The organism is Microcystis sp. 0824 (genome assembly GCF_003112475.1).
GTDB lineage: Bacteria > Cyanobacteriota > Cyanobacteriia > Cyanobacteriales > Microcystaceae > Microcystis > Microcystis aeruginosa_C.
In genome coordinates, this window is record NZ_BDSM01000075.1 from 43,863 (window position 1) to 56,566 (window position 12,704).

The 12,704-nt window shown below is 43.0% G+C and carries 13 protein-coding genes and 1 pseudogene; 8 read left to right on the forward strand and 6 right to left on the reverse strand.

All coding sequences use genetic code 11. From position 1 onward, the window contains the following. Window positions 1-226: 226 nt before the first annotated feature. Window positions 227-856, reverse strand: a complete 630-nt coding sequence (ruvA, locus tag N0824_RS20110; protein ID WP_108938024.1) for a Holliday junction branch migration protein RuvA — start codon at window positions 854-856, stop codon at window positions 227-229. Between the two features lie 63 nt (window positions 857-919). Between ruvA and N0824_RS20115 the strand changes: the two genes are divergently transcribed. Beyond that, window positions 920-2,149 carry a site-2 protease family protein gene (locus tag N0824_RS20115; protein ID WP_108938025.1) on the forward strand — a complete coding sequence of 410 codons (1,230 nt, stop codon included), beginning with the start codon at window positions 920-922 and terminating at the stop codon, window positions 2,147-2,149. Window positions 2,150-2,247: 98 nt separating this feature from the next. Here the strand turns inward: N0824_RS20115 and N0824_RS20120 are convergent, their stop codons facing one another. Together N0824_RS20120 and N0824_RS20125 are read right to left on the reverse strand one after the other, a co-directional pair. After that, on the reverse strand, window positions 2,248-3,396 hold the full coding sequence (locus N0824_RS20120; protein ID WP_108938026.1) for a substrate-binding domain-containing protein: 1,149 nt from the start codon (window positions 3,394-3,396) through the stop codon (window positions 2,248-2,250). Window positions 3,397-3,474: 78 nt separating this feature from the next. After that, the gene (locus tag N0824_RS20125) at window positions 3,475-4,044 is read right to left on the reverse strand and encodes a site-specific integrase (protein ID WP_108938027.1); all 570 of its coding nucleotides are present in this window, start codon (window positions 4,042-4,044) and stop codon (window positions 3,475-3,477) included. Window positions 4,045-4,251: 207 nt separating this feature from the next. Here N0824_RS20125 and N0824_RS20130 point away from each other — a divergent pair, with 207 nt between their 5' ends. From N0824_RS20130 to N0824_RS20140, 3 genes are all read left to right on the forward strand, one after another. Further along, window positions 4,252-4,572: a hypothetical protein gene (locus N0824_RS20130; protein WP_108938028.1), complete on the forward strand. Its 321-nt coding sequence runs from the start codon at window positions 4,252-4,254 to the stop codon at window positions 4,570-4,572. Between the two features lie 95 nt (window positions 4,573-4,667). Next, a complete protein-coding gene (locus N0824_RS20825; RefSeq protein ID WP_158269569.1) occupies window positions 4,668-6,923 on the forward strand; it encodes a hypothetical protein in 2,256 nt (751 codons plus the stop codon). Then, window positions 6,913-7,722: a hypothetical protein gene (locus N0824_RS20140; RefSeq protein ID WP_108938029.1), complete on the forward strand. Its 810-nt coding sequence runs from the start codon at window positions 6,913-6,915 to the stop codon at window positions 7,720-7,722. Before N0824_RS20825 ends, N0824_RS20140 begins: the two co-directional genes overlap by 11 nt. Before the next feature lie 239 nt (window positions 7,723-7,961). Here the strand turns inward: N0824_RS20140 and N0824_RS20830 are convergent, their stop codons facing one another. Then, window positions 7,962-8,099: a hypothetical protein gene (locus N0824_RS20830; protein WP_158269570.1), complete on the reverse strand. Its 138-nt coding sequence runs from the start codon at window positions 8,097-8,099 to the stop codon at window positions 7,962-7,964. A 189-nt stretch (window positions 8,100-8,288) separates the two neighbouring features. Here N0824_RS20830 and N0824_RS20150 point away from each other — a divergent pair, with 189 nt between their 5' ends. Beyond that, window positions 8,289-8,663 (forward strand): hypothetical protein, encoded by a 375-nt coding sequence (locus N0824_RS20150; protein ID WP_108938031.1) that lies wholly within the window; start codon window positions 8,289-8,291, stop codon window positions 8,661-8,663. Window positions 8,664-8,684: 21 nt separating this feature from the next. On the opposite strand, the pseudogene N0824_RS20155 reads toward N0824_RS20150, so the two are convergent. Next, window positions 8,685-9,892, reverse strand: a pseudogene (locus N0824_RS20155) (RNA-guided endonuclease InsQ/TnpB family protein). A gap of 579 nt (window positions 9,893-10,471) precedes the next feature. Here N0824_RS20155 and N0824_RS21510 point away from each other — a divergent pair. Both N0824_RS21510 and N0824_RS20170 read left to right on the forward strand, forming a co-directional pair. Then, window positions 10,472-10,999, forward strand: coding sequence for a hypothetical protein (locus tag N0824_RS21510; protein ID WP_233256497.1), 528 nt, complete (start codon window positions 10,472-10,474; stop codon window positions 10,997-10,999). A gap of 170 nt (window positions 11,000-11,169) precedes the next feature. After that, window positions 11,170-11,772: a chromophore lyase CpcT/CpeT gene (locus N0824_RS20170; protein ID WP_108938032.1), complete on the forward strand. Its 603-nt coding sequence runs from the start codon at window positions 11,170-11,172 to the stop codon at window positions 11,770-11,772. A gap of 11 nt (window positions 11,773-11,783) precedes the next feature. Here the strand turns inward: N0824_RS20170 and N0824_RS21120 are convergent, their stop codons facing one another. Next, window positions 11,784-11,957, reverse strand: a complete 174-nt coding sequence (locus N0824_RS21120; RefSeq protein ID WP_002739017.1) for a hypothetical protein — start codon at window positions 11,955-11,957, stop codon at window positions 11,784-11,786. 347 nt (window positions 11,958-12,304) lie between these two features. On the opposite strand from N0824_RS21120, the gene N0824_RS20175 reads away from it, so the two are divergent. After that, the gene (locus N0824_RS20175) at window positions 12,305-12,673 is read left to right on the forward strand and encodes a hypothetical protein (RefSeq protein WP_108938033.1); all 369 of its coding nucleotides are present in this window, start codon (window positions 12,305-12,307) and stop codon (window positions 12,671-12,673) included. Window positions 12,674-12,704: the final 31 nt, after the last annotated feature.

Below are 12,704 nucleotides of genomic sequence, written 5' to 3' on the forward strand. Positions count from 1 at the left end.
ATTATGAATTATGAATTATGAATTATGAATTATGAATTGGGGAGAAGGGATCGGGGAGCAGGGAGAATAAATAAAACAGTCTCCTGTCTCCTCTCTCCTAAGTACCTAAGCAAAATTAATTACACATATCTACCCCCCCCTTGCCTCTTGCCTCCTGCCTTTTGCCTTTCTTCACTAGGAAATTTATTTTGCACGACTACTTATCTCCTGACTCCTCTCTCCTGATTTACCCTAGCCAATTAATTGCCCCTTTAATCCAGTCTTCTGGCTGAGTATTTTTACTAAATAAAGTATCTTGACTAAGGACTGCTATGGCTCGATCGATCTCCTCTTGGCTGTATCCTAAAGCTAAAAGGGTCATCTGCACATCTTCGAGGATTTCCGCTGCCGGTAGTATTGTCGTGGTTGTCGTCGTCGCTTCTTTTAGCTGTCGCCATGCTGCCAATTTAGTTTTTAACTCTAAAGCGATTCTTTCTGCTGTTTTTAAGCCTACTCCGGGGGTTTTGCTCAAAATTTTGGTGTTTCCTGTCACTATCGCCACCATGAGTTCCTCAATCCCCAGGGTATCGATTAAAGCTAGGGCTAATTGCGCCCCAACTCCATTGACGGAAAGCAGTTGACGAAACAGATCTCGCTCTGGGGCGGCGCCGAAACCGTACAATAAAGGCTGCTCCTCGCGAAGGAGTAGGTGAGTAAAAATCTGACAACTATCATTGTTATCGTTGCCGATGTCTAGGGCTAATCGCGAGGGAATTTGGATTTCGTAACCGATCTGGTTTACGTCTAAAATCAAGATCAGTCGGTTATTAGGGGTTTTGAGCACCTCGATCGCTTGTCCCCGTAAATAATTAATCATTGATTTAATTCTCCTACGAAAATAACCGAACCACAGGGATGACGGTTTTTACTCCCTGAAGGAATGCCGGGGAGATTTTCATTTTTGTTACAATTGTTAACAGAAGTGAATGGCGTAATTGATAACCTAATCTTCTTGGCGTTAGTCCCCAATAATTGGAGAAGATACAAAATGAATGGCAACATTAGAGTCGGGAATCTCTTGGGAATTCCCTTTTATATTAATCCTTCTTGGTTCTTTGTTCTGGGGTTAATTACCTTAACCTATGGGGGAGAATTAAGTCAGTTTCCCCAGTTAACGGGAATCATGCCCTGGCTCTTAGGATTTTTTGCCGCTATTCTCCTATTTGCCTCCGTGGTTGCCCACGAATTAGGTCATAGTTTTGTTGCCATCGCCCAAGGTATTGAAGTCAAATCAATTACCCTCTTTTTATTCGGTGGTTTGGCAACTCTCGGCAGAGAATCGAAGACTCCTCTAGAAGCTTTTCTAGTAGCAATTGCCGGCCCTTTAGTTAGTTTACTGCTCTTCGGTATCTTCCTAATTATTGGTCTTAATATTAGTTTAAGCGCGCCCCTGGCGGCGATTCTTTCTCTCCTGGCCTATATCAACCTCGCCCTAGGGTTATTTAACCTGATCCCCGGTTTGCCTCTAGATGGTGGTAATATCCTTAAAGCCGTCGTTTGGCAAGTAACGGGCAATCCCAATAAAGGGGTTTTATTCGCTAGTCGTTTCGGTCAATTTTTTGGTTGGTTAGCGATTGTCATCGGTGCGCTATCAATTCTCGGAATCACTCAATTTGGCAGTTTTTGGACGCTATTAATTGGCATTTTCCTCCTACAAAATGCCGGCTTTTCCGCTCAATCAGCTAAGGTTCAAGATTTCCTAAGTCGCTACAGTGCTAAAGATGTTATTTCTCCTAATAGTCCCGTAGTGCCGATTAATTTAACCCTGCGCGAGTTTGCTAATAATTATGTTATCGGTAAACAACAATGGTCTAAATTCCTAGTTACCGATAGCGAAGGTAAACTATTAGGAGTGATTAATGTAGAGGATCTGAAAACGATTCCCACTTCCCAATGGACCGAGGTAAATATCGGCCGGTTATTACAAACTAGCGAAAGTCTCAAACTGGTTTTGTCTAATACTTCCCTCCTAGATGTGGTGAAAATTTTGGAAGGAGAAAATTTATCTCAAGTGACAGTGGTAGAAGAAAACGGCACGGTTTTGGGATTAATTGAGAAAGCTTCTATCCTTACTTTTCTCGCCCAAGAAACCCAAAGTCAAGCCGCTTAATCAGTTATCAGTTATCAGTTATCAGTGAGCAGTTATCAGTTAGGTAAATGTAATTTTCACCTCAATATTCTCGCAGAATTTTGTCTAGTATCTCCTGACTATACTAACTGTCGCATTGCTTGCCACAATCGTTCGTATTCTTGCTCGGTTGCTGACGATAAAGGGTTTAGAAAATCGCTTTTTTTGATCGCTTCTGGATTAAAAAGTAAAGGATTATTTCTAATATCTGGGGTAATTTGGTCGGGATTTTCAGTGAGAATTAGGGGTGATAATCCGGAGGTAAATAAAGAAATTTTAGTGGCGGATTCTGGTTGCCAACAAAAATCAATCCATTGCTGCACAAGAGAATTAGGAGTAGTTAAAAATGGTTTTACCCAGACATCTGACCAGAGAGAAGTACCAGATTTGGGGACAACAACTTTAATTTTCTTGTAGCGATCGCTCACTGGTAAAATATCATTAGACCAACCCACAGACAGCCAGACATCACCGAGTATTAGGGGTTGTAAATAATATTGAGAACTATAAAATCTTACCTGTTTTTGTAAAGCGAATAGCTGGTCTTTTAGTCCCATTACTTGTTTTAAATCACTAGTATTATAAGAATAACCCAATTTTTTTAGGGTTAAACCGATGACTTCGCGACGATTATCAATTAGGGCAATTTTACCGGTTAATTCCGGTCGCCATAGATCAGACCAATCCTGTGGTCGCCAGTCAAATTGAGCGAATTTTTCCTCATTATAGGCAATTACTGTCATTCCCCAACGGTAGGGCGCACCCCAGACTTTTCCCTCTGTTTGCAGTTGTCCTTGGCCATTGCGAGTCATGTTTTCTTGCCAACGGGGGGGCAGTTTTGACCAATTAGAGAGTTGAGAAGTATCTAGAGGTTGAATTAAACCGTTAGTAATCGCTTTTCCTAGCCAAGCATCCCCTAGGGTGACTAAATTACCGATAGCTGGGTTCTGTTCCCTAAAAGGGATAGGAATCGGAAATTGTGAGGCCGGTTGCCCCTGATTTTTTAACCATTTTTCCAACAATTTTAATAGCTCTTTCAGCTGCCTTTCCGACTGAAAATTGACTTTTTTTTCGGCAATAGTTTTCCGAAAATCTGTTAGTAATCGCGGCGGAATCGAACCGGACAGGAGAACAATGCTCGGCTCGCCGCTTCCGGAAGCGCAGCCATTTAAACCCCCCGCTAAGGCGATTGTACCTAATCCTTGCAAAAAAGAACGTCTGTTTAACATATCGCCCGCCGATTCTCAACTTCAACATTAATAATTGTCAGTTTCTAGCCTTGAATTATTATAGGACGATACCCCAAACTAATTAAAAATCTTTTCGAGCGCGTTTTTTGTGCGATCGGGATCTAACTCGATATAGCGCTGCAAGTTCGCGATCGAAGCGTGTCCACTGACTGCCTGAATTGTTCTAAGGTCGGTTCCCCGACGGGACAATTCAGTAATACAAGAGCGGCGGCCGCAGTGAGTGACAATTTTTTTGTCATCTAGTCCGACTTTGCGCGCGGATTTTTTTAGGTAAACGAGAGCGCCTTCATAACTTAACCGCCCATCGATGCCAGGAAAAAGGTAATCTTCTGGGTTAGTGGATGGGGTGTAATCTTTAAGCCTTACTCGTAACTCTGAGCAAATGGGAACAGTGTGATGTTTATCCTTGCCTTTTCTGTTCTCTTGTCTAAAAACTACCTCATCTAAAGGTATTTTTCTGACTGCATCCTTATAAACATCCTTAATCCTCAGTTCTAACGCTTCATTAATTCGCGCTGCGGTGAATCTGAGTATCGCCCACAGCATCCGGTGTTTTTGGTTAGCGACGGACTCTAATTTTTTCCAGTCAGCTTCTGACAATATCGAGGCCTGTCCGATCGTTCGCATGATACACCTCCTAATTAATAGATACAGAATTTAATTAAAAGCAAGTGTTATTCTGTATGTTAATTTTTAACACTTAATCCCTACTGCCTAGAATAGAGTCTAGGCTTGAGTTTTGGACATATCAAAAGATAAAGAAAATATTCATTTTATGGACTTGTTTGAGTTTTTTTCTTGTATTACTTTAGAGAAAAGAAGCTAGAAATCAAAATGACTACAATAGTTCGCAACGACGATATCCCACAAAATATTAATACACTTGAACGCTTAATCGTTCACACTCTCAGCGCACTAAAAGCCACAATCGGCAGTACCACTTTTAACCTTGATGGAACCAACGAAGGGGGACGCACTCCCTATATCACGATCAACAAAGGGACTGCAACCGGAGATGGAGTAATGTATTTTCAGGCTTTTGTTTACATTCCCTTAAACCCTCAGATCGAGAACGACGGCTTAAACCAGAGGCCCTGGATGTACGCCAACGAAATAAGTAACAATGCTTACCCGGCGGGCTATCGACTAACTTAATGAGTAATCGACTTCCCCCAAGAGGCAATAGGGCGCCGGCGAAGAATATTTCTACGCCTAATTCTACTTTTTTTGGTAGCAAGCCTCCGATAGATATGAGTCTAAATGCTCATAGCGGGTACACCTGGGTTAATCCTAAGCAAAATCCTCTTAGTCCTCAATTTGTTCCTCCTAAAAGCAGTCCGGTCTCTAGAATGCCTCCTAAGCTTCCCCCGGTTCCTAAAGGCGGCCTGGGACTGGGAAAATTGGCCGGCGGGCTTCGCGGGGGACTGATCGGGATAGCTTTAGTGGCTGGTTTAGCGCTCCTGGAATGGTGGCTTGATCAGACAGCCCCACCATCGCCTAACTTACAACCGCTTCCGCCGGGGACAACTCCTGGCGATTATGCCCTTGACCCTTCAAAAACTTATTCAGTCAACACAACTGGAGATATTCGCGAGGTACAAATCAGCTGGGGAAAGAGAACGACCGACTTTATTGCAGGGGCTACATATTTCAAGGGAGAAGGCTATGGCGGGGTATATGAGGTTATACCAGCTGTTACGGGAGAGTACACAATGTCTGGCGTTGTTTCAATTTCTTTTCCTACTTTTGAAAAAGCGGCTAGCCCCTATGGCGATTTTTGGTGGGGACACGTTTTTTATGTCACTTACGTTGGTGGCCAAAAAGTAAGGTTTAACGCGGGACAAAACTTAGGCGATCGATCATCATTCGGAGACACATATTACCCGCTAGGCACTTCAATGGTGATTAAAGAATCGGGAAGTAATCAGCCGGTCGATCCAATTCCCGCCCCGACTCCATACCCGACCCCTCCTTATTCTCGTGGACCTTCTAGTGACAGTGTCGCACCCGTTGCTCCTCCTCCTCCTAGACCCGCAACTCCTGGCAATCCTGCGCCGTTAGGAAATCCGGGGATAACACAGCCTGACTCTCCTCCGGGAACTTTGCCTCCTCCGGCCACTTCGCCTAATCTTCCAATCACAAATCCTGACGAAACAGACGACGATATACCGTTTTGGTTTGTCCCGAATCCTAACTATTCGCCGCCGGATTTTTCTGACTTGTTTAAGCCGATTGTCCGCCCATATGTAACCAGCGATCCGGTTCTTACTGCTCACCAAAGAGCAAGAGAACAAGCAGCTAATATGTCGTTAAGAAGTCCTTTTTCTTCTCCGTCTTATAGCACTACCCCCGTGATCAGTCCAGGGACAAATCCAGGGACTAATCCAGGGACTAATCCAGGGACTACCCCAGGGACTAATCCAGGGACTACCCCAGGGACTACCCCGGGGACTACCCCAGGGACTACCCCAGGGACTAATCCAGGGACTACCCCAGGGACTCCTTCTGACGACGATCCGAACCCGCTCCCTCTTTTCCCGCCGTTTCCAATTCTTAATCCTCAAAACCCACAGATACCACCATCTAATCAACCTCCGGCCCCGATTAACCAGACACCACCATCGAATAATTGTTGCGTTCCTACACCAATTGACAATAAATTAAACGACATAAACAGCAAACTTGACCTTATTACTCCAGGTTTACAACTTGTCGATTTATCCATACTGTATACAATTGACAACAAGCTCGGTCCTCAAGTTAATGGAGGCCTGGCAGGCTATCTTCAAGACAGATTTACTAAATTATGGAATTCTAGATTAATTGATCGCACCCTTAACTTGATGTCCGTGGGTGCTTCGCTTCATAATGCGCTGATGTTATCGAGAGACTTAGGCACGACTTTGATAGAAACCACAGGCAATGTTTTGGCTGCCGTTGGCATTAAAGATGCCGATGGACAGGCTTTTGATTTTAATACTATAATTGGGCAAACCGTGGAAAATTTTGTCAAGTCAGTAGTAGGAGCCGAAAACTATACAAACCTTAAGCAAACTTGGATAAAAGCCAATAGAATTCTAACCGCCGGAGCAAACTTGATCGACTCGGTTCGTTCCATGCAAAATACTATTATCGAAGCTCAAGAAATAGTCGGGGGATGGGTAGCCAAAATCGGTAACGGACTAAGCAGCGATGGGGTCGTCAGCGATAATATTATCGACTGGATGCCAGAACAACCAGACTTCAAAAATCCATTTTTTCGCGCTCAGCAAACGATAGAAAATCTAACCGAAGCAACCGAAAGCGTCAACCAGTTAGCTTCTGCCGTTATTGAAGCTCAGGAGTTAAGCACTCAAATAAATGCTAATTATGAGGCCTTTAAGAACGAAATAACCGTTAAAAGTGACGAGAAAAAAACGACAGAAAACGGGAAAACAGAAGAGTCACAATCAAGCGATATTGATAAATCAGATTTAAAAGAAGGAGCACCCGACGATGCCAGTTAGTGCCGAGTGGCAATTTTTAAAAAGTTTTCTAAGAAAAACTTACAATCGAGAGGTAAACGAGTATTTCCGCGATATTGATCCTGATCTCATACCGGAAAACGTTAATGGTCGGCAATCGGCTAAACGGTCTTGCTTAATTATGCCTGCTGACTCTCAAAATCTGTCACTAATGAAGCAAATAAACTTTTATTTTACTTTTCACAAAGCGCACTTAAAACCTGAAATATACGGAAATCCCGCCGATTCTTTCCAAGAAGAAGTTACTTTCCGTCCAATCATTCAACTGTTTTTTAGGCAAGACGACGAAGCCGTGCCGGACGGTTATCAACCGCTTCGCGCTCAAATTGGCTTCAGACTAATGAACGAAACCAGTCAAAGTATTACTAAAACAAATTTAACCGCGATTGCCAATAAAATCAAGACGGAATTTGCTACAGGTTCCGGCTTTATTTGGTCTAAAGGCAAAATAAAACGAGTTTGCAAAGACTCGGAAAACGGGCTAAATTTAACTATTCTTTGCATTAACGAAACAGAAGGAACTGGGATAATTCAAAAAATTTATGACATTCTTGGCAAGCCATACGACGAGAATAAATGCAGTACAGTTACACCAGAGCGGAATAGTGTTAACGTGCCAGGCAATCGAACGATTCTAGGCACAACCGTTAAAGAAAAGCGATGGCGACCTACCGGTAACGTCCGCTTCACTTACGCCGTAGCCCTTATCCACGGACTTTCCAAGTCGGTGGTGTTGGTCGATCGCACAGGGCGTTATTTAGATGTACTGGCAGACCCTTAAACTAGACACTTCTGACGTCCTCCGAAAATCAACCTGCGAACGTCCTCCAAAAATCAACCTGCGAACGTCCTCCGAAAATCAACACATATATGTATTGACGACACTTGTCGGACATCGGAAAATACCACAAAATGCGACTAGATAAAGATTACAGGTAATTTCATGGTTGCAAAGCCGCCTTTAGTTCCGCATTACTACAACGAAGGATCAACGAGATACATTCTTTCCTTACCCGACGTTTACGAATCAGACGGAAGCACAATTGCCTCCGCGCTAGGAATTACTAAAGCACCCGACAATTTTGAGCCAGACGAGGAAGACGTAGGATTATCCGTATCGGAAGGGTTGCGGACGGCCAAACTAATTAGACTTCGCATCTCCTACCGGGACACTGTAGGCGGGAGAACTGTAACGAAAAGCTCTCGCATTATTTGCCCCGCTTCCAAGGTTAATACAGCAATAGCCGCGCTAAAAACCAAAAATTACAAGGGAAAAAACGTCACTGGTGCCGGTGTTCCTCGCCGTCGACGCTTAACTTAATTTAAAATTTAGATAGGAGAAAAAAAATGGCAGGATTTGAACGATATAAGCTCACGGTCGGGGGACTATCGGGAACCCCTACAAGTTTAAGTTTTTGGTTCACGGCTCCTAAAGATACCTATCAGGGCTTAACGGAAGCTGAGACAGGAGTGGAGAAGGTTGCTACTACGGGGTCTGCAGATACGACCGACGAAACCGCCCCGCTTTGCACAGTGGAAGCTTTGCTTAAATCTGGGTATGCACAGCGCAAGGTAGTCGCCTATACCACTGGTTCCGGGACATCGTTAAAGCGAAAATATGCAAGGATTATTATCGCAAAAAATAAGGCTGCCGCTTTCGCGCCTAGCGGATCTTTTAGAGGCGGGACAATTCAACGGGTATTGACATCCTCACCGCCGTAAACGGACGGTGATTCCCAAACCTCACGATTTAGGTTTCTGCTTCTTTCCCGAAGGATTTTTCGCACCTGCCTTAACAGATTTACTCTGTTCTGGTCTTATGGTCGCTCTACAGACTGACACCGCAAGCCCTGCGGCCAAAATATTTTTACTAGCGTTAATATCTCGGTCATGGTGTGTCCCACAGTCTGGACAATCCCATTCTCGAACATTTAACGGCATCTTTTCGACAATATGCCCGCAATTACTACACCTTTTAGAGCTAGGAAACCATCTATCTATTTCGATGTAATTTCTGCCGTACCAACGGCATTTATAGGCTAATTACGGCATTTATAGGCTAATTGTCGAGTGATTTCTCCCCAGCTTACATCAGATATTGCCTGAGATAACTTGGGGTTTTTGACCATATTCTTGACGGCTAAGTTCTCAACCACAATCGTTTGATTTTCACGAACTAATTGAGTGGTTAGCTTATGTAAATGGTCTTTTCTACTATCGGTGATTTGAGCGTGAATCTTGGCTACTTTGATTCTTGCTTTTTCCCGATTTTTTGACCCTTTCTGTTTTCTAGGAAGGCTTTTTTGGGCCTTTCGCAGTCTCCGATAATGCTTTTTAAAATGCTTGGGATTAGACACTTTATCGCCATTGCTGGTAATTACTAGGCTACTAATTCCTAAGTCAATTCCAATGGCTTTATCTGTTACTGGTAATGGCTTAATCGTTGGGTCATCAAATCTAATTGAAATATGCCAGCGTCCAGAGGGATGTAATCTGACTGTTACTGTGCTTGGTTCACAGCTTTCTGGGATTTGTCTTGACCATCGAATAGGTAAAGGTTCTGTGCATTTAGCTAAATAGATTTGTCTGTCTTTAAATTTAAAAGCAGATTTGGTAAATTCGGCACTTCCTCCCTGATGTTTTTTCTTAAAGTTAGGATACTTAGTACGACCAGCAAAGAAATTAGTAAAAGCTGTTTGTAAATGTCTTAACCCTTGTTGTAAAGGTACACAGCTAACTTCGTTTAAAAAGTCTAATTCTTCTTGTTTTTTCCAATCGGTCAACATTGAAGAAGTTTGAGCGTAGCCTACTCTTTCTTGCTTTTCGTACCATGCTTGTGTTCGTTCGTGGAGAGCTTTGTTGTAAACTAATCTTACACAGCCCAAAGTGCGCCGCAATAGCGACTCTTGTTTTGGTGTGGGGTAAAATCGAAACGAATAGGCTTTTTCCATACCTCACATTTTAGCATATATTTCGTAAACGATGCTCATATTTAACAGCAAAGCCAACCTAAAACGGCGGGGTTTCAGACCCAAATTTTCGATGACTATGACTCGATCGATCTGCTTCGCTTGACTTTTCACGAGCGAGAACAGCTTGATAAAAACAAAAATTCTTTGATTAACCAACTTAGACAGCGGTTATGCTGTGAATTTCCGGAGATTGCACAAAGAGACTTTGAATATATCGGGGTTAAGGGCTGTAATCCTACATTAGGACATATCGCCGGACTAAAAAATAAGGCTCTACCGAACCTGTCATGCAAAACTATCAACAACTTATGCTTGTAAAGCTTGTACAATAAGGCTTTGAGTTTTTGTTAGATTGATATTTATCAACTTTAGAACATTGCTGGACAGAGAGGGAGCTTGGGGACTTTTCTACAGTGTAAGTTCGGAAGAACCAAAAATAATTCCCGCATCAAAACCACGGCCGGGACTGGAATTAGTGAATATAGCCAGTTATTAGCTAAGGATATTGTCATTTATCAGGATAGAATTGCGGTTAAAGAAAAAAACCTCCGAGAAATTTTGGAATTAGAGCAGTTTAAGGGTTATTGCCAAGTATTTGATAAATTTCTTTTTGGGACGGTGACTAAGAGCTTGTTGCTTTTGCACTGTTACCCTATCGAAAGATTTTTAGTCAACGGCAAGCCCTACTTTAGAGGTGATCACGATATTAGCCTTAGAAAGTTTCAGGCTTATCTAGGGCTAGGGTACTCTTATCAAGTTTCAGGGGATACCTCAGCAAAGCAAGACAAGGTTAAGAAGTCTTGGAAGGGTTCCGACTTAGTACGATCTCACCTATATGCTCATGCAATGGTGACTATTTGCCCAAATAAACCCGCTAAAACCGAGATTATCGCTAAACTTAAGAACTCTTGGTTAAATTCCAGAAATCACACCTATTTTACTCGCAACGAAAAAACCGGGCAAAAAATTGAAGTCACCCAAGAGATACCAAGTTTTAAGGCACTGGGTAAGGATGGCCTGTGTCGCTTGCTATTTTACGAAACCAGGCTACTCTATCAACTTTTAACGCGCAATTTAGTAAAGTGATTTTTAACGGTAAATTTGACCTCAAGCGCTGGCTGGGAATATTGGTACAATCAAGGGGCAATAACCCAGTTTAAGCGGGTTCCGGTGGACTGGAGGTCATTTTTGTCAAAAAAGTGAGTTCTATGGGTGTTAGGATTAATTTTGAGGCAATACGGAGAGTTTTTTGAGCTATGACCCCTGAATTAATCACTTTTGGTCGGTATCTCGCAGGTGAATTTGAAAATCAACGGCAAGCGCAAGCAGAACCGGTGTGGTACGTTCACCTGCGTTTATGGTTGCGTCCGTTGCCTTTATTTCGGGAAGACAGCATCGCGCTTTTTGCCGAACAGGCCAGTATCATCAATTTAGACCAACCCTACCGACCGCGACTGTGGCGATTAACGCGCTCGGAATCGGGAGGGTTAGAGGTGAGGCACTATATGTTTAATGACCTGAAATCCGTGCAAGGTGCGGGCAAAAATCCCGATATTTTGCGAAAAATTAGCTTAGAAGACCTAACTTTCCTGCCTACTTGCACTTTAGCGGTCAAAGTCCATACCCTCGCTGATCATCAATACCAGTTTATCGCCCAACCGCAACCAGAACAGCGCTGTCAATTTACCTATGAGGGTACAACCTATCAGGTGGCTTTAGGTTTCGAGGTGACGAGTCATAGCCTAAAAACCTACGATAAAGGCCTAGATCCCGGCACTGGTAAGGGAATTTGGGGTGCTCTGCTCGGTCCCTATCAATACGAGAAAAAACAGGATTTTTCGGCAGAATTGGAGGTGTGAGGAAGATTGCATCACATTAGGTCAAAATGACGGCAGATAACACCGCAAACAGCCGCTAAAGCGGTAATTCCTAAAGCTGTACCGATGTCTTGTCCTTGATTGACAGCAAAGGAAGTGACGATTCCCGCACCTAAACCGGCTGTGATTGCCGCTCCGAGAAAATCTTTATCTGAGTTTTTATACATAGAGATAAGGCCAAATTTCGACAAAATCGTGTTTTTTACCTTATCATCCTCTTTTGAGCAACTAATCACCAGGAGGCGGAATTGCAATCAAGCTTTAGATTTAGCCACGTTTCTTAACATTAGATCTCCTGCAAAAATCAAAAATCTTCCGTTAGGTGAGGAGACTCTGAGATAGGAGACGGTCGCCAGGAGGAGAAAAAAGACAATAGACAACTATGCCATTCATAAAACCTAAGATTATGTCAAATTTATCTATTTTTTGGGGTATTTTGACCCGATGGCGGCTCGATAACTTACTTTTGCAGGAGGTCTATTAAGTTGGGTAAGATAGATAGGAGGTAAAATCGATGAAATTAGCTAAAATCTCTTTTTATGGCTTTTTAACTCTGATTATCTCCCTTTTGCTAATACTGAGTTTTGTTAATGCCAGCAAAGCACAATCGGATACGGCGGTAAGATCGGAGTTAATTAGTCTCCGCAATCGAGTCGAGCGCCTTGAAAGTCAGGTCCGAGGAATAACCATCCGCGGGGAAAATGCCGCTCCCATTCCCCAACGGCGATCGGGAACAGGTATAGTAAATGGGGAAGTAGTCGGGGAAAGTGACCCACTGTTCCAGCGTTTAGCCACTTTAGTAATTGAAATAAAGGAAGATTTAAAAAAGCTAGAGCAACGGGTGCAAATCTTAGAAAAAGAAACCGTTAGCCAGAAATCGTAGTCAATTGATGCTATAACGATCGAAAGTTAAA